The 22,496-nt window shown below is 69.2% G+C and carries 24 protein-coding genes; 7 read left to right on the top strand and 17 right to left on the bottom strand.

All coding sequences use genetic code 11. The features are described 5' to 3' along the window. Positions 1–16: 16 nt before the first annotated feature. The 3 genes from ACFSXZ_RS08185 to ACFSXZ_RS08175 are packed head-to-tail and all read right to left on the bottom strand — an operon-like array spanning position 17 to position 2,691. A complete protein-coding gene (locus ACFSXZ_RS08185) occupies positions 17–871 on the bottom strand; it encodes a hypothetical protein (protein WP_378262978.1) in 855 nt (284 codons plus the stop codon). Positions 872–874: 3 nt separating this feature from the next. Next, positions 875–1,180 carry a hypothetical protein gene (locus ACFSXZ_RS08180; RefSeq protein ID WP_378262976.1) on the bottom strand — a complete coding sequence of 102 codons (306 nt, stop codon included), beginning with the start codon at positions 1,178–1,180 and terminating at the stop codon, positions 875–877. Next, positions 1,177–2,691, bottom strand: a complete 1,515-nt coding sequence (locus ACFSXZ_RS08175; protein WP_378262975.1) for a sodium:solute symporter family protein — start codon at positions 2,689–2,691, stop codon at positions 1,177–1,179. Before ACFSXZ_RS08175 ends, ACFSXZ_RS08180 begins: the two co-directional genes overlap by 4 nt. A 131-nt stretch (positions 2,692–2,822) precedes the next feature. On the opposite strand from ACFSXZ_RS08175, the gene ACFSXZ_RS08170 reads away from it, so the two are divergent. Both ACFSXZ_RS08170 and ACFSXZ_RS08165 read left to right on the top strand, forming a co-directional pair. Further along, complete coding sequence (locus ACFSXZ_RS08170; RefSeq protein ID WP_378262973.1) at positions 2,823–3,614, top strand: IclR family transcriptional regulator; 792 nt, start codon at positions 2,823–2,825, stop codon at positions 3,612–3,614. A gap of 35 nt (positions 3,615–3,649) precedes the next feature. Continuing rightward, entirely contained in the window at positions 3,650–4,453 is an 804-nt protein-coding gene (locus tag ACFSXZ_RS08165) for an NAD-dependent epimerase/dehydratase family protein (protein ID WP_378262971.1), read from the top strand. Between the two features lie 21 nt (positions 4,454–4,474). Here ACFSXZ_RS08165 and ACFSXZ_RS08160 read toward each other — a convergent pair whose 3' ends face one another. Continuing rightward, positions 4,475–5,941 carry an alpha/beta fold hydrolase gene (locus ACFSXZ_RS08160; protein ID WP_378262969.1) on the bottom strand — a complete coding sequence of 489 codons (1,467 nt, stop codon included), beginning with the start codon at positions 5,939–5,941 and terminating at the stop codon, positions 4,475–4,477. A gap of 87 nt (positions 5,942–6,028) precedes the next feature. On the opposite strand from ACFSXZ_RS08160, the gene ACFSXZ_RS08155 reads away from it, so the two are divergent. Together ACFSXZ_RS08155 and ACFSXZ_RS08150 are read left to right on the top strand one after the other, a co-directional pair. Continuing rightward, positions 6,029–6,313, top strand: a complete 285-nt coding sequence (locus ACFSXZ_RS08155) for a hypothetical protein (protein ID WP_378262967.1) — start codon at positions 6,029–6,031, stop codon at positions 6,311–6,313. Beyond that, positions 6,244–6,684 (top strand): class I SAM-dependent methyltransferase, encoded by a 441-nt coding sequence (locus ACFSXZ_RS08150; protein WP_378262965.1) that lies wholly within the window; start codon positions 6,244–6,246, stop codon positions 6,682–6,684. The genes ACFSXZ_RS08155 and ACFSXZ_RS08150 overlap by 70 nt, the downstream gene beginning before the upstream one ends. On the opposite strand, the gene ACFSXZ_RS08145 is transcribed toward ACFSXZ_RS08150, so the two are convergent. Continuing rightward, positions 6,671–7,291 carry a TetR/AcrR family transcriptional regulator gene (locus ACFSXZ_RS08145; protein ID WP_378262963.1) on the bottom strand — a complete coding sequence of 207 codons (621 nt, stop codon included), beginning with the start codon at positions 7,289–7,291 and terminating at the stop codon, positions 6,671–6,673. The two genes, ACFSXZ_RS08150 and ACFSXZ_RS08145, sit on opposite strands and share 14 nt — an antisense overlap. A gap of 123 nt (positions 7,292–7,414) precedes the next feature. On the opposite strand from ACFSXZ_RS08145, the gene ACFSXZ_RS08140 reads away from it, so the two are divergent. Together ACFSXZ_RS08140 and ACFSXZ_RS08135 are read left to right on the top strand one after the other, a co-directional pair. Then, a complete protein-coding gene (locus tag ACFSXZ_RS08140) occupies positions 7,415–8,044 on the top strand; it encodes an MSMEG_1061 family FMN-dependent PPOX-type flavoprotein (RefSeq protein WP_378262961.1) in 630 nt (209 codons plus the stop codon). Positions 8,045–8,069: 25 nt separating this feature from the next. Beyond that, positions 8,070–8,978: a PDR/VanB family oxidoreductase gene (locus tag ACFSXZ_RS08135; RefSeq protein WP_378262959.1), complete on the top strand. Its 909-nt coding sequence runs from the start codon at positions 8,070–8,072 to the stop codon at positions 8,976–8,978. Between the two features lies 1 nt (position 8,979). Here the strand turns inward: ACFSXZ_RS08135 and der are convergent, their stop codons facing one another. The 12 genes from der to ACFSXZ_RS08075 all read right to left on the bottom strand — a co-directional run bounded on the left by der (position 8,980) and on the right by ACFSXZ_RS08075 (position 21,050). After that, complete coding sequence (gene der / locus ACFSXZ_RS08130; protein ID WP_378262957.1) at positions 8,980–10,395, bottom strand: ribosome biogenesis GTPase Der; 1,416 nt, start codon at positions 10,393–10,395, stop codon at positions 8,980–8,982. Continuing rightward, positions 10,382–11,038: a lysophospholipid acyltransferase family protein gene (locus ACFSXZ_RS08125; RefSeq protein WP_378264746.1), complete on the bottom strand. Its 657-nt coding sequence runs from the start codon at positions 11,036–11,038 to the stop codon at positions 10,382–10,384. Before ACFSXZ_RS08125 ends, der begins: the two co-directional genes overlap by 14 nt. Continuing rightward, positions 11,035–11,739 (bottom strand): (d)CMP kinase, encoded by a 705-nt coding sequence (gene cmk / locus ACFSXZ_RS08120; protein ID WP_378264744.1) that lies wholly within the window; start codon positions 11,737–11,739, stop codon positions 11,035–11,037. The genes ACFSXZ_RS08125 and cmk overlap by 4 nt, the downstream gene beginning before the upstream one ends. 139 nt (positions 11,740–11,878) lie before the next feature. Further along, complete coding sequence (gene recQ / locus ACFSXZ_RS08115) at positions 11,879–13,702, bottom strand: DNA helicase RecQ (protein WP_378262955.1); 1,824 nt, start codon at positions 13,700–13,702, stop codon at positions 11,879–11,881. A 136-nt stretch (positions 13,703–13,838) separates the two neighbouring features. Next, a complete protein-coding gene (locus ACFSXZ_RS08110; RefSeq protein ID WP_378262953.1) occupies positions 13,839–14,585 on the bottom strand; it encodes a pseudouridine synthase in 747 nt (248 codons plus the stop codon). After that, positions 14,575–15,357 carry an SMC-Scp complex subunit ScpB gene (gene scpB, locus ACFSXZ_RS08105; protein WP_378262951.1) on the bottom strand — a complete coding sequence of 261 codons (783 nt, stop codon included), beginning with the start codon at positions 15,355–15,357 and terminating at the stop codon, positions 14,575–14,577. The genes ACFSXZ_RS08110 and scpB overlap by 11 nt, the downstream gene beginning before the upstream one ends. Then, positions 15,354–16,220: a segregation and condensation protein A gene (locus tag ACFSXZ_RS08100; protein ID WP_378262949.1), complete on the bottom strand. Its 867-nt coding sequence runs from the start codon at positions 16,218–16,220 to the stop codon at positions 15,354–15,356. The genes scpB and ACFSXZ_RS08100 overlap by 4 nt, the downstream gene beginning before the upstream one ends. After that, positions 16,217–16,597 carry a cobyrinic acid ac-diamide synthase gene (locus tag ACFSXZ_RS08095; protein ID WP_378262948.1) on the bottom strand — a complete coding sequence of 127 codons (381 nt, stop codon included), beginning with the start codon at positions 16,595–16,597 and terminating at the stop codon, positions 16,217–16,219. The genes ACFSXZ_RS08100 and ACFSXZ_RS08095 overlap by 4 nt, the downstream gene beginning before the upstream one ends. After that, positions 16,594–17,562: a ParA family protein gene (locus ACFSXZ_RS08090; protein ID WP_378262946.1), complete on the bottom strand. Its 969-nt coding sequence runs from the start codon at positions 17,560–17,562 to the stop codon at positions 16,594–16,596. Before ACFSXZ_RS08090 ends, ACFSXZ_RS08095 begins: the two co-directional genes overlap by 4 nt. 181 nt (positions 17,563–17,743) lie before the next feature. Continuing rightward, a complete protein-coding gene (gene xerD, locus ACFSXZ_RS08085; RefSeq protein WP_378264742.1) occupies positions 17,744–18,646 on the bottom strand; it encodes a site-specific tyrosine recombinase XerD in 903 nt (300 codons plus the stop codon). Between the two features lie 71 nt (positions 18,647–18,717). Beyond that, positions 18,718–19,356, bottom strand: coding sequence for an NUDIX domain-containing protein (locus tag ACFSXZ_RS08080; RefSeq protein ID WP_378262944.1), 639 nt, complete (start codon positions 19,354–19,356; stop codon positions 18,718–18,720). Then, complete coding sequence (locus ACFSXZ_RS08075; RefSeq protein WP_378262942.1) at positions 19,353–21,050, bottom strand: CTP synthase; 1,698 nt, start codon at positions 21,048–21,050, stop codon at positions 19,353–19,355. The genes ACFSXZ_RS08080 and ACFSXZ_RS08075 overlap by 4 nt, the downstream gene beginning before the upstream one ends. A gap of 101 nt (positions 21,051–21,151) precedes the next feature. On the opposite strand from ACFSXZ_RS08075, the gene aroA reads away from it, so the two are divergent. Then, positions 21,152–22,423, top strand: coding sequence for a 3-phosphoshikimate 1-carboxyvinyltransferase (gene aroA, locus ACFSXZ_RS08070; protein ID WP_378262940.1), 1,272 nt, complete (start codon positions 21,152–21,154; stop codon positions 22,421–22,423). Positions 22,424–22,496: the final 73 nt, after the last annotated feature.

Genomic DNA, 22,496 nt, shown 5'->3' with positions numbered 1-22,496 from the left:
CCTCTCCTCGCCTTCGTCAGTGGCTTTGGTGGCTTTGGTGGCTCTCCCGCGCCCCGGCCATCGCGGCGCTCAGGAGATGCCATCGCGCCGGGCCGGCCAGACCGAGGTGGTACAGGTGCAGTTCGGCGGCCCCCGCCTTGCCCAGTTCGGCGACGTAGGCGCCGATGTCCGGAACCTCGGCGGCGCCCACCGCGGTCACGTAGGCCCCGACGTCCACCGTAGCCGGTAACCGGGTTCGCGTCGCCGCGACGCTGTCCAGTGTCGGGGCACCGGGCTGCCAGCACGGCAGCACGACCGCATCGGCATCGTTCGAGGCGGCGGGCGAGAGCCCGGGAAGCGCGCCCGTCGCCCACGGATCGAGCGTGCCGTGGAGGACGATCCGGACGCCCGGGCCGACGCCTTCCAGAACCTCCCGCCGGAGCGCATCGGTGGTCCGATGCCGTGTCGCGAGCAGCATGTCTCCCACGGCCAGGCTGTCCTCGGTGAGGGAAAGATCGCCGGTGGCCAGCAACCGGGAGACCTCCTCACGCAGGCCTCGGGTCACTTCTTCCGGGTCGGCGTGGAAGTCCTCTTGCCAGATCCGCGCGCAGGCCGTGCAACAGCACACCGACAACAGCCTGACCACCGCCGGAGCCCAGACCGCGTCGGTCTTTTCGTGCCGGCACTGGTGCACCGCCCCAAGTTGACCGCAGGCTTCCAGGATGACCGAGGAAACCTCCAGCCCTCGCAAGGATTCCGCGGTCAAGGTGGCGGCGTAGGCGCGCACCTCCTCGTGAGCGGGACACAGCGCCCACGGATAGCTTTCCCCGAAACAGTTTCGAACGGCGATATCCGGAAACCGCTCCCCCAGCCGGGAGTCGTGAGTCAGCACCAGCTACGCCGCGGCCGGGAGGCCGGCCCGGTTCACCGCCGCGATCGCCTCGCCCGCGCTGTCCGACGACCGCACCCAGTCCGGCACACCGGGACGCAAGCGTCCCCATACCCCGTCGCGGACGGGCCGGTACAGCGCGGCGTGGTGGGCCGAGACCGCGGTCCGCACTCGTGACCACGGCGTCGCGGCGCGCGTCGAGTGGTACGACACCGCGACGGCCACCTCGTCGAGACCGAGTTCTGCGGTCCGCTCCGCGAAACCGGGCTCTTCCACCACGTTCCACGGGTAGGCGTACCCCGTCACCTTCACGCGGGAACCCCGGGCACCTTCGACGTCTCCGAGGACGCCGACGGCTGGTCGTGGCCGCCCACGGTGGCGATCATCTCCTCCGTCTCGGCGCTACGCTCCGGCGCGACCAGGCCGAGCCCGACATAGACCGCCAGCGACACCAGGATCGGCGCGGCGACCACGGTGGCCTGGCTGGTCTTGACCACGTAGTAGACCACCGCGTAGGTGATCAGGCCCGTCGCCCACGACGCCAGCGCCGCCCGCGAACCGCAGCGGCGGAACCACGGCAGCATCCCCAGCAGCAGTGGCACCGAGATCGGTCCCATCAGGGCCGCCACCCACGAGACCACAATGGACAGTACGCCGCCGAGCGCCTGCGCCTGGGTGGCCACGATCATGCTGGTGAGAACGAAACCGATGGTGGCGACCCGGGCCGTGCGCAGGTTGGCCCGCTCGCCGAAGGACCGGGCGCGCCGCCACAGCACCGGCACCATGTCCCGCGTGATCACCGCCGAAATCGCGTTCGCGTCGGAGGAGACCATGGCCATGGTGTGTGAGAACATCCCGGCCAGCACCAGGCCGATCAGGCCCGGCGGCAGGAAGGTGGTGACCATCACCGCGTAGGAGGTGGTGGCGTCCTTCAGCCCCGGCACCAGCAGCGGCGAAACGAACATCGGGAACATCAGCACCAGCGGCCAGACCAGGTACAGCACGGAGGACAGGATCGCGCCCCGCCGGGCGGCGCGCGTGTCCGGCGCCGCCATGTAGCGCTGCGCCAGGTTCCACATGCCGCCGTTGTACTCCAGCGTCTTCTCCAGTACGTAGACCAGCAGGAAGATCGTCGTGTACTGCGAGGTGGCGGGGTCGAGATGCCCGGCGGGGAGCCGGTCCCACGTCGTCCACAGCGCGGAGACCCCGCCCAGCCGGGAAAGCACCGCCACGATCATCACGATCGCCGCGACCCCCTGGATGACGAACTGGCCGAAGTCGGTCAGCGCGTCCGCCCACAGCCCGCCGACGGTGCAGTAGACCAGGGTGACCGCGCCGGTGACGACGATGCCCCAGGTGTAGGGGACGCCGGCGAAACTGCGCAGCAGCACGGCGACCGCGAACCATTTCGCGGCCACGTCGAAGATCTTGAGGGTGGCCCCGCTCCACGCGAGTGCCTGCTGCGTGGGCACGTTGTACCGCTTGGCCAGGTACTCCAGCGGGGAGGCGACCCCGAGCTTCGCGCGCAACCGGTTCCAGCGCGGCGCGAACAACCAGGCCCCGATGCCGACACCGATGCCGATACTCGCGAAACCCCAGAAGTAGACCGTGATGCCGGTGGAGTAGGCCACACCGGCATAGGCGACGAAGAGCACGGCGCTGTAACCGGACATGTGGTGGGAAATCCCGGCGAGCCACCACGGCATCTTCCCGCCGGTGGTGAAGAAGTCGCTGACATTGCTGACGCGGCGGTGGGACCACCAGCCGATGACGACCATCAGTGCGAAGTAACCGCACACCATTGTCCAGTCGAGAGCATGCACCGCCCGGCCCCCACATTTCTGTTCACGTATATGAACGTCATCGATATACGGACCCTGTTCGTTGATGCGAACAGTCCCTGAAAGTTAATATGACAGCCATCTCGAGTCAACGAAAGCCGGGGAGCGTTGCCATGACACAGGGCGTGGAGGTTCAGACCTCTGAATCTTCGGGAGTGAAATCCGCGCGGCGCACCGTGGAACTCCTCGAAACTTTCGCCGCCCATGACGCCTGGCTGTCCCTGTCGGAACTGCACGCGCGCACGGGTTTCCCCCGTTCCAGCCTGCACGGCCTGCTGCGCACGCTGTTCGACTCCGGCTGGCTGGAGGCGGACCCCGGGACGGCTCGCTACCGTCTCGGGCTACGAGCTCTGTTGTGCGGCACCGCCTATCTCGATCGCGACGCCGCGATGCCCTACGCCACCGAGACATTGGAAAAGGTTCGCGAGCGCACCGGAATGACCGTGCACTACGCCAGACGCGACGGCACCGAAGTGGTCTATCTGGAGACCAGGGAATCCGGCCGGTCCACGCATCTGGTCTCGCGCGTGGGGCGGAAACTGCCCGCGCACTCGACCGCGCTCGGCAAGGCGCTGCTGGCCGAGCTGACCCAGCAGGAGATCGCCGCGCTCTACCGGGAGCCGCTCCGGGCCTTCACCCCGGACACGATCACGTCACTGACGGCGCTCAACGCCGACTTCGAAGCCGCCCGGTCCCGTGGGTACGCCGCCGAAGTCGGCGAAGGCCTGACCGAGGTTCGGTGCGTGGCCGCGGTCGTCCCCTATCGCATTCCCGGCACCGACGCGCTCAGTTGCTCGATGCCCCGTGATCAGGTCGGCGACGACGAGGCGCATCAGGTGGGCCTGGTCGTCGCCGAGGCCGCCGCCGATCTCGGCCGGCGCCTTCGCCACGCGGGAATCCGGTAGGAGCTCTACGGTGGAACGACGAGGGAGGACACGACATGCGCGTGCTGATCACCGGAGCGGCGGGCCGCATCGGAACCATGATGCGCACCCGTCTTCGCGCCGACGGCCGGACCCTGCGATTGCTCGATGTCACACCGCTGTCCGCGGCCGAACCCGGTGAGGATGTCGAACTGGTCACCGGTTCGGTCACCGATCCCGAGGTCATGGCGAGCGCGTGCCAGGACGCCGACGCGCTGATCCATCTCGGCGGCATCAGCCGGGAAAGCACGTGGGCGGAGACGCTGGACGTCAACATCAACGGCACGCAGGTCGTGTTGGAGGCCGCGCGTGACGCCGGGGTGCCCAGGGTCGTGCTCGCCTCCAGCAACCACGCCGCCGGCTTCCGGGAAATCGCCGAGGCCGGCCATGACGGCGTTCCGGCGGACTCCCCGCCACGGCCGGACACGTTCTACGGCGTGAGCAAGGCCGCGATGGAGGCGCTCGGCAGCCTGTACCACTCCCGGTTCGGCATGGACGTCATCTGCGTCCGCATCGGCTCCTGTTTCGACCGCCCGCCGGACCTGCGCGGGCTGTCCACCTGGCTCTCCCCCGACGACGCCGCCCGTCTCTTCGAAGCCTGCCTGACCAGCCCGTCACCCGGCTACCGCGTGATCTGGGGCGTCTCGGACAACACCCGCCGGGTCTATTCGATCGCCGAAGCCGAGGCGCTGGGTTACCGCCCACAGGACAACGCCGAAAAGTTCGCGGACGAATTCGCCGGGACGCCCGCCCTCACCGGCGACGCCGCGCGTTACCTGGGCGGCCCCTTCTGCACGGCGCCCCTCGGGGTCCCGAACTAGGCTGGTTCGGGGAAACACGCACTAGCAGGTTCCGTTGTCGGTACGGCCGATGCTGAAGAACTCCACCGCCTTACTGCCGCACGCGATCCGGTCCAGGGAACCGTGCTTCTCGTCCTCGACGGTGAGCAGCGCGCCGCCGATGCGCTCTCGCATGTCCTGTGCCCATCGGTAGGGCGTGACGGGTTCGTAGCGGTGTCCTACCAGTTGGAGTTCGCTGCTTCCCCGCCGCGGGGTCGTGGGCTGGGCGGGCAGTGGCCACCCGGCACACCAATGCTGGTAACCGGCCAGCGCGCCGAACAGCGGGTATTTCGCGCGGCGCCGCAGTTCGTCCCACCACAGGGTGTCGACGTCGGGATCCGGTCCCTGGTCGTTGCACAGCACCGAAACCTGCATCAGGGAGATGTCCCAGTCGGAGTCGCGGAGACCGAACGCGGGATTTTCCCTCGGGTCCCCGAGCAAGGGCGGAATTCCGTTGTCCCGCAAGGCGACGACGGTCGCCGCCATGTCGGCCCAGCGTGCCTGCTGATACGACATGATCGTCCGCAGCCGGTCGCCGTCGAATCGCACGGGTGTGCCGTCCGGCGCGGTCATCGAGCGCGGCTTCTGGTCCAGTTGCCGTGCCAGGCCGATCACCTTTCCCGACACCGCTTCGGCCGAGTCGCCCAGGTGGTATCGGCCTTCGTTGGTGGCGGCCCACTGGGAGAAGCGCAGGAAGTTCGCTTCGGCCGCGCCGACCTGGTCGTCATTCATCGTCTTCAGGCTGAAGTCGGGTGTCATCACGGAATCCAGCAGCATGCGGTCGACATGATCGTCGTACCGGCTGCGATACACCGCCCCGAGCGAGGTCCCCCAGGAGATCCCGTAGTAGCTGATCTTCTGTTCGCCCAGCGCGATCCGGATCCGGTCGAGGTCTTGGGCCACGACCTCGGTCGAAAGACCGCCGATGAACTCCGGGTCGTAGCCGGTGCACCGGACATTGCGCCGCGCCGTCTGCCGGTAGCCCTGCCGGAACCGCTGTTCGGCGCTCGCCTCCGGATCGGGATCGGGGCCGTCGGCCGGGTCCTGGTCGCACGCCTTGCCGCCGCTCCGGCCCACCCCACGGGGATCGAACCCGACGAGGTCGTGGTCGGCGCCGATTCCGGCCACGGTGCTCTTGCTGAGTTCAGCGGGCATATTCAGCCCCGGATGGCCAGGTCCACCGGGATTGATCAGCAGAACCCCACGGCGTTTCCCTGGATCCGTCGCCCTGATCCGGCTGATCATGAGGTTCATCATCCGGCCGTCCGGCTTGGCGTAGTCCAGTGGGACGGCCACGTTCGCGCATTCGGTCCGCTCGTCGCCCGGGTCCCAATCCTTGACGATCGTGCGGCAAGGCGCCCAGGTCAGCGCGGACGCGTCAGCGGCGAGCACCTCCCCGCAGGAAGAGAGCGGCACAGCCGCGCCGACCACCGTCAACGAGCAGAACAGCTTTCGAAGAAAATCGCTCACGCCACAACCGTCGCCCCGGGCGCCCGAACGGGTTTTCCCTGAGACGGTGACGCCGATCACATGGTTGTCTTCGCTACCGTCGCACCGGTGAGCACACGCGAGTGGTTGGCCGACACCCGGATTTCCTACGACACGGTGGCGGAAAGCTATGCGGACCTGGTGCGCGACGGCCTGGATCGGCAACCGCTCCTGCGGGGTGTCCTGGCCTTGTTCGCCGAACTGGTCAAGACCAATGGCCCCGTCGCCGACATCGGTTGCGGGCCGGGAGTTGAGTCCTCACCGCCCACCTACGGAACCTGGGCGTGGACGCCTTCGGCATCGACATCTCCCCCGCGATGCTCGCGATCGCCCGTCGCGACAATCCTGACCTGAGCTTTTCCGTCGGTTCCATGACCGAACTCGCCCTGGCCGACCGTTCGGTCGGCGGAATACTGGCCTCCTTCTCCGTCATCCACATCCCGGACGAGCACATTCCGACGGTGTTCGCGCATTTCCACCGGGTCCTGCGGCCGGGCGGCGCCGCGTTGCTCGGATTCCACGTCGGCGACCGGCACAAGATCAAAACCGAGGGTTACGGCGGACACCCGATGAAGGTCCATCTGCACTGGCGCCCCGTCGACCGGATGGCGGCCTGGCTCCGCGAGGCCGGTTTCACGATCGAAGCGGAAATCGTCGGAAACCAGGACGCGAAAGCACCCGCGGGGTTCCTCGTCGCCCGGCGACCGGTCGTCACGCAGCCGTGAGATAGCGGGTGATCATCGCGACCAGTTCGGCTTCGAGACGAGAGTGGTCGATGGGTTCCGGGGCGGCGATGAGCTTGTGCACCACGAGTTCGAGGGTCGAGAAGACGATCCGGGAGGCGATGTGGGTGTCGGTGACCTTGACCTCGGGGTGGTCTTCGAGCAGGTCCTGGAAGTAGCCGACGAGTTCCTGTTCGAGGCGTGACTCCTTCTCCAGCAGTTCGCGGGAGCGGGGCGCCTGGTCGGCCAGCACGCGCAGCAGTTGCGGATCTTCGAAATGGTGCTCGATCACGGTTCGCACCCAGAGGCGAACGATCTCTTCGAGGGAGTCGGGTAGCTCCTCGGCCCGGCGCAGCCTGGCCGAGGCCATCCCGTCGTCGAGGTGCCGTGTCAGCAGTTCGAGCAGGATCGCGTCCTTGTTCGGATAGTACTGGTACAGGGAACCGATCGAGACCCGCGCCCGCTCGGCGATGCGGTTGGTGGTGCCCGCGGCGTAGCCGTGCTCGGCGAAAACGTGAGCAGCCGCGGTGAGGATGCGTTCCCGGGTGAGTTCCGCCCGGACCTGGCGGGGCTGTTTCCGCGGGTTGAGCCGACGGTGCTCCGAAGCCATGGCGCCTCCTTGACGGCGAGGGGAAAGCGAGTAGCGCGGGAAGCGAATAATTGCTCATAATCATGCCATGACCTGCGCCGACATGGTGAGGTCCGAACCAAGAAACCCAGGAAGGATCCGTTGATGCCCCCTGCCGTCACGCGCCCGAGGCCGGTGTCGCCGGAGGAAGTCCTGGCCCGGCTCGGCGAACCCGAAGCCTTCATCAAGGCCAAGATCGGTGACCGCATCGACCCCTACGTCCATCGCTTCATCGCCCACTCCCCGTTCCTGGCCATGGCCACGGCCGACGCGGCGGGACGTGCCGACTGCTCGCCCCGGGGCGACTACCCGGGATTCGTGAAGGTCCTCGACGAACACACGCTGGCCATTCCCGACCGGCCCGGCAACAAACTCGCCGACTCCTTCCGCAATCTCGCGGAGAACGACGGAATCGGACTGCTTTTCTTCATCCCCGGACTCCGGGAAACGTTGCGGGTCAACGGTCGCGCCTATCCCACCGACGAACCCCGCGTGCTCGCCCGGATGAGCACCGAGGCCAGGCAACCGGAGTTCGCGCTCGTGGTCGAGGTGGCGGAGGTGTTCTTCCATTGTGGACGCGCACTCATCCGATCCCGCCTCTGGGATCCGGCGAGCCAGGCTCTCGCCACGGAAATGCCGTCGGCAGGTGAGGCCGCCGTCGCGCAACTCGGGCTCGATATCGATCCCGCGCTCATCGACAGCAGGCTCGAAGCCGGCTACCGCAAACTGTACTGACGCTCGAAACCCAAGGAATTTTCCGATGCAACTGACGATTCTCGATCGCGCGGAGCAGGTCGCCGACGATGTGCTCTCCCTGGTCCTGCGGAGTACCGACGGCCCGCTGGCACCTTGGGAACCGGGCGCGCATATCGATCTGGTGCTGCCGAACTGGTTGCACCGGTCGTACTCGCTGTGCGGAGACCCGGCCGACCAGGAGTGCTACCGCGTCGCGGTGCGCCACGAGCCGCTCAGCCGTGGCGGTTCGGAGTACGTCCACCTGTTCCTCCGCCCGGGCCGGAAGCTCGAAATCTCGTTGCCGCGTAACAACTTCCGGTTCGTGCCCGCACCGGGGTACCTGTTCGTCGCCGGTGGGATCGGCATCACCCCGATCCTGCCGATGCTACGGGCCGCCGTCGAAGCGCAAGCCGACGTGACGCTGGTGTACGTGGGGAAAACGGCGTCGAGCATGCCCTTTGCCGACGAACTCCGCTCCGCCTATGGCGACCGCGTGCGCATCGTCGCGACCGACGAACAGGCGAGGCCCGATTTCGCCGCCCTGGCCGCGGATTTGGACCCCGGCACGCTGATCTACTGCTGTGGTCCCGCGTCCATGCTCGCCGCGGCCGAGGCCGCGTTTCCCACCGCACGGCTGCACACCGAGCGTTTCCGGCCCACGAAGAAAAGCTTCGGGCCCGACACGTCCTTCGAGGTGACGTGTGTCCGATCAGGACAGACGATCCACGTGCCCGAGGACGAATCCTTGCTGGACGCGCTGAACCACTCGGGCCATCGCGTGCCGTCAGGCTGCCGCGAAGGGGTCTGCGGCTCGTGCGAACTCACCGTCCTCGACGGCGAGCCTGAACACCGGGACGACATCGGCGCGCAAACCGGCCGGATGTTCGCGTGCGTGTCGCGGGCGCGCTCGCCCCGGCTCGTGGTGGACCTGTGAATCAGCGGGATTTCCGGGGCTTCTTCTCCCGCACGCGGACGTTGATGCGGACCGGGCTGCCGGCGAACCCGAAGCGCTCGCGGAACTTACGCTCGATGAAGCGGCGGTAACCCGCCTCCAGGAAGCCCGTGGTGAACAGCACGAGCGTCGGCGGCCGGATACCGGCCTGGGTGGCGAAAAGCACCTTCGGCTGCTTGCCGCCACGCACGGGCGGTGGCGTCGCCGCGGTCAGGTCGGACAGCCAGCCGTTGAGCTGACCGGTCGGCACGCGCTGGTCCCACGACTCGAGCGCGGTCCGCAGCGTCGGCGCCAGCTTGCGCACCGCACGGCCGGTCAGCGCCGAAACGTTCACCCGTTCCGCCCACGGCACGCGGACCAGCCCGCGGTCGAGTTCACGGTCCAGCTGGTGCCGGCGGTCCTCGTCCACCAGATCCCACTTGTTGAGGGCCAGCACGCAGGCACGACCGGACTCCACCACCATGGTCAGCACCCGGAGGTCCTGTTCGGACAGTGGTTCGCTGGCGTCCAGCAGGACGATCGCCACTTCGGCGGCGTCGAGCGCGGACTTGGTGCGCAGGGACGCGTAGAACTCCGCGCCGCTGGCGAAGTTGACCCGCTTGCGCAGCCCCGCGGTGTCGACGAACCGCCACGTCTGCCCGTCGAGTTCGACGAGCGAGTCGACCGGGTCGACCGTGGTGCCCGCGACCGAGTCGACGACCGCGCGCTCTTCCCCGGTGAGCTTGTTGAGCAGGCTCGACTTGCCCACGTTCGGCTTGCCGACCAGCGCCACCCGTCGCGGTCCCGCCGTGCGTTCGGCGTCACGGGGGGCCTCCGGCAACGCCTTGACGATGGCGTCGAGCAGGTCGCCCGAGTTACGCCCGTGCAGCGCGCTGACCGGGAACGGCTCGCCGAGACCCAGTGACCACAGCGAAGCGACGTCGGCGAGCAGGCGCTCGTCGTCGACCTTGTTCGCCGCGAGCAACACCGGCCGCTTCGACCGGCGGAGCACCTTGGCCACCGCCTCGTCGGTCGTGGTCGCGCCGACCGAGGCGTCCACCACCAGCAACACGGCGTCCGAAGTGGACATCGCCAGTTCGGCCTGCGCCGCGACCGCGCCCTGCAACCCGGTGGCGCCGGGCTCCCAGCCGCCGGTGTCCACGAGCGTGAACCGCCTGCCGCTCCACTGCGCGTCGTAGGCCACCCGGTCCCGGGTCACGCCGGGCACGTCCTGCACGACCGCCTCACGGCGGCCCAGGATCCGGTTGACCAGGGTCGACTTGCCCACGTTGGGCCTGCCGACGACGGCCAGGACCGGCTGGGCGAGTTGCGCCTCCTCGTCCGCGGCCTCCGCATCCACACGCGCGTCGAGCGCGGCGAACTCCGCCTCGTCCGACCAAGTCCCGTCAACCTCTGTCATGGTTCAGCTTTCTCATTTCGTCGAGCGTGCGCACCAGCGCGGCGAGTTCGCCGCGCAGCTGCTCGGTCGCCTCTTCCAGCCCGGTGCGGCCCTTGCCGACCTCGACCGTGAACGGCTCACCGATCAATACATCCACCCTGGGCCGGAAACGGCGATGGCCTTCCGGGCGCCGGGTCCCCCGGCTCGCCACGGGAATCACCACAGCGCCGGGAGAAGTCCTCAGGAGCCAGGCCGCACCCCGTTCGGCCGTGGCCACGTCGCCCGCGCCACGGGTGCCTTCCGGGAACACCCCGACCAGCCCACCATCACGCAGTACCCCGGCGACGGTCAGCAGTGGCGCCCGGTCGGGTTCACCGCGGCGGACCGGCACCTGGCCGATCCGCCGCAGGAACCACCCCACCGCGCCGGCGAACATCTCCTCCTTCACGAGGAACACCGAACGGCGCGGCAACATTCCGAAGATGAGGGGCGGTTCCAGCATCGAGCTGTGGTTGGCGATCAACAGCACCGGACCGGTCCGTGGCACCCGCTCGAGCCCCCGGATCCGGACCCGGAACGCGGGCCGGAAGCAGAACCGGCCGACGATCCGGGCGGCATCGTGCAGCCGCGGGGCCGAACCCTCCGGCAGCCCGGCCGAACTCACCGCGTGGCCTTGGCGGCGCACTCGCCGAGCATCCCGCGCCTGCCCGCCAGCTCGGCGAGCGCCACGATGACCTGGTCGATGCTGAGTTCCGAGGTGTCCACGTGCACGGCGTCCTCGGCGGGCCGCAGCGGCGAGGTGGCGCGGCTGGAGTCGAGGTGGTCCCGGCGATTCACCGACGCGAGCGCGTCGGCGGGCGTGCTTTCCCGCCCCGCGGCGGAATCCTGGGCACTGCGGCGAGCGGCACGGATCTCCGCGGAGGCGGTCAGGTAGATCTTCAGCGGCGCGTCCGGCGCGACGACGGTGCCGATGTCACGGCCCTCGACCACGACGCCGCCGGTTTCGGCCAGCACCTCGGTGATGATCGTCCGCTGCCGGTCGATCAGCAGCCTGCGCACGTCGGGGATGGCGGACACGGCCGAGACGGTCTGGTTGATGTCGTTGCCGCGGATCGCCGCGGTGACGTCCTCGGTGCCGAGCGTCACGAGCGGGCTGTCCGGGCTGGTGCCGATGGTGAACACCGTCTCACCGGCGATTTCGGTGACGCGCGCCGCGTCGTCCGGATCGGCGCCCGCACGCAGCACCGCCAGCGTGACCACCCGGTACATCGCACCGCTGTCGAGGTAGCCCGCACCGAGGCGCTCGGCCAGTCTGCGGGCGACCGTGGTCTTCCCGGTTCCCGACGGACCGTCCAGCGCGACCACGCCACGTAGGGCTCCCGCCACCGATGCACTCCTTGCCTGAAGACCCGATATACCTGCGGTGTTTCATTGTGCCTTCCGCGTGGCGGCACACCCGCACCGGGATCGGGCCGCGACGCGCCCCTCACGGGAGCGTCACGGCTCAGGCGAGGGTGTCGAGGATCTGCTGTCCGTACTTGGCCAGCTTGTTCTCGCCGATACCGCTGATTTCACCGAGTGCACCGAGAGTGGACGGCATTTCGGCGGCGATCTGGCGCAGTGTCGCGTCGTGAAAGATCACATAGGCCGGTACGCCCTGTTCCTTCGCCGTCGCGGCGCGCCAGGCCCGCAGGCGCTCGAAAACCGGCGCGGCTTCGGCGGGCATTTCCACGCGAGCCTTCGTACCGGCCTTCGAGACCTTGGCGGCGCGCGGTTCACGCTTCGGCTCACGGCGGAGCCGGACGTCACGGCGACGGCCCAGCACCTCGCCACTGCCCTCGGTCAGCACAAGCGTTCCGTAGTCGCCCTCGACGGCCAGCAGGCCCTGGGCCAGAAGCTGGCGCACGACGCCACGCCACTCCCCGTCGGACAGTTCGGTACCGACGCCGAACACCGTCAGCGAGTCGTGACCGAACTGCGTGACCTTGGGCGTGCGCTTGCCGAGCAGGATGTCGACGATCTGCCCGGTACCGAACTTCTGCCCCCGCTCGGCCCGCAGACGGTACACAGTGGACAGCAGTTTCTGCGCGGCGACGGTGCCGTCCCACGATTCCGGCGGAGCCAGGCAGGTGTCGCAGTTGCCGCATGCTTCGGCGCGCTCGCCGAAGTAGTTCAGCAGCTGGACACGCCGGCATTCGACGGTCTCGCACAGGGCCAGCATCGCGTCGAGGTGCCGTCCGAGCAGACGCCGGTGCGCGGCGTCTCCCTCCGAGTTGTCGATGAGTTTCCGTTGCTGCACAACGTCTTGCAGTCCGTAGGCGAGCCACGCCGTCGACGGCAGTCCGTCCCGGCCCGCGCGGCCGGTCTCCTGGTAGTACCCCTCGACCGACTTGGGCAGGTCCAGATGCGCGACGAACCGCACGTCCGGCTTGTCGATGCCCATGCCGAACGCGATCGTGGCGACCATCACGAGCCCGTCCTCCCGCAGGAACCGCGCCTGGTTCGCCGCGCGGGTCCGCGAGTCGAGCCCGGCGTGATAGGGCAGTGCCGGAATTCCGTTCTGTACCAGGGATTCCGCCGTCTTCTCCACCGAATTCCTGCTCAGGCAGTAGACGATGCCCGACTCTCCGGCGTGCTCGGTGCGGAGAAGTTCGAGCAGTTGCTTGCCGGGATTGTTCTTCGGTGCGATCCGGTACTGGATGTTGGGCCGGTCGAAGCTGGCCACGAAGTGCCGCGCCTGCTCCAGGTTGAGCCGGGTGGCGATCTCCTCGCGGGTCGCCCGCGTCGCTGTCGCGGTCAGGGCGATGCGGGGCACCGACGGCCAGCGCTCGTGCAGATCGGACAGTCCGAGGTAGTCGGGCCGGAAGTCGTGCCCCCACTGGGACACACAGTGCGCCTCGTCGATCGCGAACAACGAGATCCGGCCGCGATCGAGCAGGTTCAGCGTGGTCTCGACCCGCAGCCGCTCCGGGGCCAGGTACAGCAGGTCGAGCTCACCGGCGAGAAACGCCCGCTCGACTTCGCGGCGCTGCCCGAAGTCCTGGCTGGAGTTGAGGAATCCGGCCCGCACCCCGAGCGCGAGCAGCGCGTCGACCTGGTCCTGCATGAGCGCGATGAGCGGGGATACCACCACGCCGGTGCCCTCACGCACCAGCGCCGGAATCTGGTAGCACAGCGACTTGCCACCGCCGGTCGGCATGAGGACGAGCGCGTCACCGCCGCCCACGACGTGCTCGACGATCGCCTCCTGCTCACCGCGGAAGGACTCGTAGCCGAAGACGCGCCGCAGCACACCCAGCGCTTCGGAGATCGTTTCGGTGGAAGCCATCGGGCGATCTTACCGACCGCCGTGTGAGAAGTCCGCGTTCCTGCCTGAGGCGAGCGCAGATTCGACCCGGCACGGCGGAACACGCCAATTCAGGCGTGCCAACGGTCCATTCGTACAACTCGCGCTGACGTTCGGCTCAGAGGCCGACCTGGCGGTAGAGGCTGCCGACCTCCGCCCGGGTCAGCCGACGCAGCGTGCCGGGCTTGCCCGCGCCGAGCTGAACATCACCGATCGCGGTGCGGACCAGCTTGCGGACCGGATAACCGGCCTCGGCCAGCAGCCGCCGCACGATGTGCTTGCGCCCCTCGTGCAGCACGACCTCGACGAGCGTCTGGGCACCGTAGGTGTCCTTCACCCGGAAGGCATCCACCTTGACCGGTCCGTCTTCGAGCTCGATCCCCGCGCGCAGCTGCTTGCCAAGCCCGCGGGCCACCTTGCCGTCGACCTCGGCGAGGTAGGTCTTCGGCACGTGGTAGGACGGGTGCATCAGCCGGTGCGCGAGGTCGCCGTCGTTGGTCAGCAGCAGCAGGCCCTCGGTTTCCGCGTCGAGCCGCCCGACGTGGAACAGCCGGTCCGACCGGTCACGGACGTAGTCGCCGACACAGGGCCGCCCCTGGTCGTCGGTCATCGTGGTGTGCACTCCGCGCGGCTTGTTCAGCGCCAGGTACACCAGGTCCTCGCGCAGGATCACCCGCGTGCCGTCCACATGGATCACCGCGTGGTCCGGATCGACGCGGCGACCGAGCTCGCGCACGGTCCGGCCGTCCACGCTCACCCTGCCCTGCACGATCAGCTCCTCGGCCGCGCGCCGCGACGCGACCCCGGCCTTGGACAGCACCTTCTGCAGGCGGACGCCCTCGACTTCGGCGGATTCAGATGTCATCAATGGCGTCCACTTCGGGTAGCAAGGGGGCGATCGGGGGCAGGTCGTTCAGCGACGACAACCCGAGCCGCTCGAGGAACAATTCCGTGGTCACATACAGGATGCCACCGGTCTCGCTGTCGGCGCCGCTCTCCTCGACGAGCCCGCGCGCGAGCAGGGTCCGCATCACACCGTCCACGTTGACCCCGCGCACGGCCGCGACCCGCGACCGGGTGACCGGCTGCCGGTAGGCGACCACCGCGAGGGTCTCCAGCGCGGCCCTGGTCAGTTTCGAACGCTGGCCGTCCAGGAGCAGCTTTTCCACGAACGGCGCGTAGGTGTCGCGGGTGAAGAACCGCCATCCCTCGCCGACCCGGCGAAGGTCGATCCCGCTCGCCCGCGTGGTGAACTTCTCCGCCATCGTCTTCAGCGCGTCGGTGACCCGTGCCACCGGCTGTTCCACCGCTTCGGCCAGCGATTCCTCGCTGACCGGCGAATCCACCACCAGCAGCAGGGCCTCCAGCGCGGATTCCAGCACCGCGTCACCGGTGACGTCAGGCAGCGAGCTGCCGACAGCCACGAGGTCGGCGTCGTCGGCCTCGTCCGCGACTTCGTCCTCCGGCACTTCGGGCTCAGCGGCCTCGGCATCCGGCGCACCGGGATCGGTGAGTTCGTCCTCCACCAGCCTGACGTCACCGGCGGATTCGACATCCACGGGCGCGCCGGGCCCGGCCTCCAGGGACTCCTGCGGCGGGTCGGCCCGTTCCGGGCCGATCGGTTCGTCGGGGTTCACCCGTACTCCTCTTCCTCGGCGAGGGCGGGGCCCTGCACCGTTTCGGCGGCCTTGACCTCTTCGGCGGTCCCGCCCGTCCAGCGCACGGTCAGCGCGCCCAGAGCCTCGTCCTGGTCGAACTGCACGCTCGACTCCCGGTAGAGCTCCAGCAGCGCCAGGAACCTGGCCACCACCTCGATGGTGTGGTCGCAGTCGGCCACCAGCTCCGGGAACGTCGCCGTGCCCGCCGAAGCGAGCCGGAGCCGGAGCAACGCCGCGTGTTCCCGCACCGAGACCCGGCCCATGTGCAGGTGGTCGAGCGACACCGTGGGCGGCGGCTTGGGCCGGAACACCGCCAAGGCGATCTCGGCGAACTTCGCCGCGTCCACGCCGAGCATCACCTCGGGCAGCAGCCCGACGAAACGCTCCTCCAGCGCCACCGAACGCGGATAGCGCCGCAGCGCACCGGCCTCCAGCTCCGCGAACAGCGCGGCGACCTGCTTGTAGGCACGGTACTGGAGCACGCGGGCGAACAGCAGGTCCCGTGCCTCCAACAGGGCCAGGTCGTCCTCGTCCTCGACCTCCGCGGCCGGCAGCAGCCGGGCCGCCTTGAGGTCGAGCAGCGTCGCCGCGATGACCAGGAACTCGGTCGTCTCGTCGAGGTCCCAGTCCTTGCCCATCGCCCGGGTATGCGCGATGAAATCGTCGGTGACCTGGTGCAAAGCCACCTCGGTGACGTCGAGCTGGTGCTGCGAGATCAGTTGCAGCAGCAGGTCGAACGGGCCCTCGAAGTTGGCCAGCCGCACCTTGAACTTCGACGACGAGCTCTCCTCCGCCGCGGGCTCCGGCGGAGCGAGCCCCACCGGATCCCCGTGCTCACTCACTGTCCGGCGGCTTCCTCGGTGGTCTCGAGTTCGATATCGTCCGCGCGGAGCCGCTGCATCAGCACCGAGTCCGGCCCGTGCTGCTCGAAGTCGGCCAGCAGCACGGCCACCGCCTCACGCACCAGCCTGCCGCGATCCACGACCATGCCGTAGCCGGCCCGCAGCGCCAGCCGCGCCTGTTCCATCGCGACCAGCTCGTCCCCGGACAGGTAGACGGTGATCTTCGTGTCGTGTTTCTGCCGCCCGGTGGTGCCGCGCGCGGGCTGACTGCGCCGAAGCTGTTCCTTCTGTTGCCCGTTGCGGGCGGCCTGACCACCGGAGGTGCTGGTCAGGCGGAAGAGTTCGGCCGTCGGGGGCAGGGACGGTCGCCTGCTCACCGGGCTATCACCTCGCGGGCCAGCGCACGGTAGGCCTCGGCACCGCCGGACTTGGGCGCCCAGGTGGTGATCGGCTCACCGGCCACGGTGGTCTCCGGGAAGCGCACGGTCCGGTTGATCACGGTGTCGAACACGGTGTCGCCGAAGGCCTCCACCACCCGCGCCATGACCTCTCTGGAGTGCAGGGTCCTCGGGTCGAACATGGTGGCCAGGATGCCGGTGATGTCCAGTTTGGGGTTCAAGCGCTCGCGTACCTTCTCGATCGTGTCGATCAACAGGGCCACGCCACGCAGGCTGAAGAATTCGCACTCCAGTGGGATGATCACGCCGTCCGCGGCGGTGAGCGCGTTCACCGTGAGCAACCCGAGCGATGGCTGGCAGTCGACCAGAACATAGTCGTAGCCGCTCATCACCGGTTGCAGGACCCGGAGCAAGGTGTGCTCGCGACCGACCTCGGCGACCAGCTGCACTTCCGCCGCGGACAGGTCGATGTTGCTGGGGAGCAGATCCATGCCCTCCACGCAGGTCGTGCGGAGCACGTCCGGCGCCGTCACGGCCCGCTCCATGATCGCGTTGTAGACGGTGGTCTCCAGCTCGTGCGGCTGCACGCCGAGGCCCACCGACAGCGCGCCCTGCGGGTCGAAGTCGACCAGCAGCACCTTGCGCCCGTACTCGGCCAGCGCGGCGCCCAGGTTGATGGTCGAGGTGGTCTTGCCGACCCCGCCCTTCTGGTTGCACATCGCCAGCACCGTGGCCGGACCGTGCCGGTCCAGCGGCGGTGGCACGGGGATGTCACGCAGTGGGCGGCCCGTCGGACCCACCTGCGTCTTGCCGTTGACCTTGGCGCCCGCCACGGCAGTATCCACGGCGTCGGGGTCCCCCTCTATCGCGATCTTCAGGTGGTCGAGGTTCGCGGCGGCCGACTTGGCTGCGACCGTTCTGGCCGATGGCTCGGGTGTCGACATAGCGCGAAGACTCCTCAGTGTTATTCAAGGCACGGGTACGGGCACCGGTGGCCGACCCGGGGTTCTGGCCACAAGCACCGTTGTCATGTCTCGATAACGCATTCCTCGTCCGACGGGTCCTCCGGAAGCCTATTCGGCAAGCCGTTTGTCGCCAAAGCGGCTCGCCGACGCGAGCTCCCGATCATCCCAGCGCACGAGGATGGGCGTGAGCATATATCTCACGCAGCGTGTTCACCGTGACCAGGGTGTAGACCTGTGTCGTGGTCACCGAAGCGTGTCCTAGCAGCTCTTGGACCACCCGGACATCGGCTCCCCCTTCCAGCAAGTGGGTGGCAAAAGAGTGACGGAGAGTATGCGGCGAAACCCCGGCCGAAATTCCGGCTCGTTCGGCGTTCGTCTTGAGCACTCCCCATGCCCCCTGCCGGGAGAGCCGGGTGCCCCTCGCGTTGAGGAAGACCGCGGGACCGCCTCGCCCCCGGGCGGCCAGCGCGGGGCGGGCGCGCACCAGGTAGGCCTCCAGCGCGGCGACCGCGGGCCTGCCGATGGGCACGAGCCGTTGTTTGCCGCCCTTGCCGTCCAGCAGCACCGTGCGGTCGGCGCGGTCGATGTCGTCGAGGTCGAGCCCGACCGCCTCGGAAATCCGCGCGCCGGTCGAGTAGAGCAGTTCCAGCAGCGCCCGGTCCCGCAGCCCGCGGTCGCCGTCGGGTGGCGGCATGGTGAGCAGCCGGAGCACGTCGTCCACCCCCAGCGCCTTGGGCAGCCGTTTCGCGGCGGCCGGCGGGCGCACCTCCCGGGCGGGGTCGTCGTCGGTGATGCCCTCGAGGTGGGCGAACCGGTGCAGCCCGCGCACCGCGACGAGCGCGCGGGCGGCCGAGGACGCCGCCAGCGGCGGGTGCTCGTCGTCGCCCTCACGCAGAGCCGCGCCGAACGCCGTCACCTCGGCTTCGGTGACACCGCGGAGGTCGGCGACGCCCGCGCGCGCGAGATGCGCGGTGTACCGGCGAAGATCACGAGCGTAGCTGTCCAGCGTGTTGGGCGCCGTTCCCCGTTCCACGGCGAGGTGGTCGAGGTAGGTCGTGACCACCTGGGTCACCGGCACGCCCGCGTTCGGCACGGCCCAACCCTAGCCGGGTGTTCCCGTGGATCAAGTCACGTTCAGCCGCGCCGCCCGCCACGGCGGGCGAACGCGTTCGGCCGGTCCGGCCACGGCGCGTCCACGGAGCGGGCCGGTGCCACGCCGGAGAGCACGGCGTGCGCGGCGAGCACGCCGGCGATGGAGGAGGAGTTGACCAGTTCGCCGGACAACGCCATCTTCACCGCCTCGGCCAGCGGAACCCGATGGATGACGAGGTCGGCCTCCTCGTCCTCGACGAGCTCACCACGGTCCACTTCGGACAGATCACGGGCCAGGAACACCCGGACCACCTCGTCGGTGAACCCGGGCGAAGCCGCGCTGTCGACCAGGAGGTCCCACCGCTTCGCGCTCAGCCCGGCCTCCTCGGCCAGTTCGCGCCGTGCGGTGTCGACGGGCGCTTCGCCGTCCACGTCGAGCAGCCCGGCCGGCAGTTCCCACAGCCGATGGCCGAGCGGATGCCGGTACTGGTGGATCAGGACCACCGCGCCGTCGTCGTCCATCGCCACGACGGCGACCGCGCCGAGGTGCTCCACGACTTCGCGCCTGGCGACCGCGCCACCGGGCATCACCACGCTGTCGACGCGCAACCCCAGCACCCGTCCCACATGGACGTCCTCGGTGGAAACGACCTGAAAGTCGTGGCCACCGGGGCGGTTCACCGGACCCCCGTCGGCTCGGGCAGTTCGACCGGAAGGCGGTCGGCGGTGCGGTATTCGACCGCGGCCTTGATGAAGGCGTCGAACAGCGGATGCGGGCGGGTCGGCCGGCTCTTCAGCTCGGGATGCGCCTGGGTGCCGACGAAGAACGGATGCGTCTCACGGGGCAGTTCGACGAATTCGACCAGGTGATCGTCGGGCGAGGTGCCCGAGAACACCAGTCCGGCGTCGGCGAGTTGCTTGCGGTAGAAGTTGTTGACCTCATAACGGTGCCGGTGCCGCTCGGAGACCTCGGTGGTGCCGTAGGCGCGTGCTACCTGCGACCCGGCTACCAGTTTCGCCGGGTACGCGCCCAGCCGCATGGTGCCGCCCATGTCGCGCTCCCCCGCGATGACGTCCTTCTGGTCGGCCATCGTGGAAATCACCGGATGCGGGGTGTACTCGTCGAACTCGGCGGAGTTGGCGCCGGGGATGCCGGCCAGGTTGCGGGCGGCCTCGATCACCATGCACTGCAGGCCGAGACACAGGCCCAGCACCGGGATGCCCCGGGTGCGCGCGTAGTTGATCACGCCGATCTTGCCTTCGATACCCCGCACGCCGAACCCGCCCGGCACCAGCACACCGTCCACATCGGACAGAGCGGCGGCCGCGCCCGCCGGGGTGGTCGCGCGGTCGGAGGCGACCCACACGATCTCCACCTTCGCGCGGTGCGCGAACCCGCCCGCCCGCAGCGCCTCGGTCACCGAAAGGTAGGCATCCGGCAGGTCGATGTACTTACCCACCAGCGCGATCCGCACCTTCTCGGTGGGGTTGTGCACGCGATCGAGAAGGTCGCCCCAGACGGTCCAGTCGACGTCCCGGAACGGGAGGTCGAGCCGCCGCACCACGTAGGCGTCCAGGCCCTCGGCGTGCAGCCGCTTGGGGATGTCGTAGATCGACGGCGCGTCCGGGCAGGCGACCACGGCCTCGGTGTCCACATCGCACATCAGCCCGATCTTGCGTTTGAGCTCCTCGGGCAGGTCCCGGTCGGCGCGGCAGACCAGCGCGTCGGGCTGGATGCCGATGTTGCGGAGCGCGGCCACGGAATGCTGGGTGGGCTTGGTCTTCAGCTCGCCGGAGGGCGCGAGATAGGGAACCAGCGACACGTGCAGGAAGAAACAGTTCTCGCGGCCGATCTCGTGCCGGACCTGACGGCAGGCCTCCAGGAACGGCAGCGACTCGATGTCACCGACCGTGCCGCCGACCTCGGTGATCACCACGTCCGGCCGCAACCCGGTGCCGTCGGACTCGGCGACCGCCATGACGCGCCGCTTGATTTCGTCGGTGATGTGCGGGATGACCTGGACCGTGTCGCCGAGGTACTCGCCGCGCCGTTCCTTGGCGATGACCTCGGAATAGACCTGCCCCGTGGTCACGTTCGCCGAGCCCGCGAGGTCACGGTCGAGGAACCGCTCGTAGTGCCCGATGTCGAGGTCGGTCTCCGCGCCGTCCTCGGTGACGAACACCTCACCGTGCTGGAAGGGGTTCATCGTGCCGGGATCCACGTTGAGATACGGATCCAACTTTTGCATCGTGACGCGAAGGCCACGCGCGGTAAGAAGCTGACCCAGGCTCGAGGCCGTGAGTCCCTTACCCAATGAGGAGGCGACGCCCCCGGTGACGAAGACATACTTTGCTGTCCGCGGCTGAAGTCCCACGGGCTTCCACCTTATCGCACCTGGTGCCCGCGGGCGCGCGAGGCACACCGTCGTAGTTGGATGGACCCATCACCGGCGAAGGAGAAAGAAGGCAGGTACGCATGCAGCCGATGTGGAGCGCACCGGGCGTGTCCGGCCCGCTCGACGCGACCGTCCGGGTCCCCGGGTCGAAGTCGATCACCAACCGCGCGTACGTCCTCGCGGCGCTCGCGGACGGCCCGACCGTGGTGGCCGAGCCGCTCGACTCCCGCGACACGCGGCTCATGCTGGGCGCGCTTTCCGCACTCGGCGCGGCACACGAAACCGTCGAAGGCGGGGTCGCCCTCCGGCCGCTGGCGCGGGAAGGCACGGATCCGGTGTCCGTGGCGCTGGGCAATGCCGGCACGGTCGCCCGGTTCACCCCCGCGCTGGCCGCCCTCGGCCGGGCGCCGGTGCGCTTCGACGGCGACGAGGCGATCCGGCGCCGCCCGATCGCGCCGCTCCTCCGCGCGCTGACCGAACTCGGCGCCGACATCGACGACGACGGCCGAGGCGCGCCGCCGTTCACCGTGCGCGGGCATGGCGGACTCCCCGGAGGCAAGGTCGAACTCGACTCCAGCGCGTCGAGCCAGTTCCTCTCGGCGCTGCTGCTGGCGGCCCCCTCGTTCGACGCCGGCCTCACCCTCCGGCTGGTCGGGGACGCCCCGCCGAGTGAGCCGCACATCGCCATGACGATGGATCTGCTCCGGCGCTTCGGCGCGGGCGTCGAACGTGACGGCCGCGAGTTCCACGTCCGTCCCGCTGCACTCTCGTGCCCCGCCTACACGGTGGAACCGGACCTGTCGACCGCCGCGCCGTTCGTGGCCGCCGCCGCGGTGGCGGGCGGCACGGTCCGGATCGCGGGCTGGCCGGAGAACTCCACCCAGCCCGGTGACTGGCTGCGCGAGTTGGTGACCGACCTGGGCCAGCGCGCCGAACTCGACGGTTCCGGCCTGAGCGTGACCGGCACCGGCCGTTTCCCCGGCGCCCGGCTGGACCTGCACGAAGTCGGCGAACTGACGCCGGTGGTCGCCGCAATGCTGTGCTTCGCGGACGGGCCGTCGGTCATCTCCGGAGTGGCCCACCTGCGGGGCCACGAGACGGACCGGCTGGCCGCGCTGGTCACCGAGCTGTCCGGGTTGGGCGGTCAGGTGGAGGAGACCGCGGACGGCCTGGCCATCACCCCGGCCCCGCTGCACGGCGGTGTCTTCCACACCTACGACGACCACCGGCTCGTGATGGCGGCCGCGGTGCTGGCCCTGCGCGTGCCCGGGGTCCAGGTGGAGAACCCGGAAACCGTCGGCAAGACCTTCCCCGGCTTCGTCGACGCCTGGACAGCCATGCTCGGTCGCTGATGTCGCTTGCACGCCGGGTGCTCCCGAGAGTAAGCGTGGTGGGGACAAACTCGAGCGAACCTGACCTGACTGG

Source organism: Amycolatopsis pigmentata (assembly GCF_042684065.1).
Lineage (GTDB): Bacteria > Actinomycetota > Actinomycetes > Mycobacteriales > Pseudonocardiaceae > Amycolatopsis_E > Amycolatopsis_E pigmentata.
The sequence above is the reverse complement of the archived record's forward strand: the minus strand, read 5'-3'. Positions and strand labels throughout refer to the sequence as shown.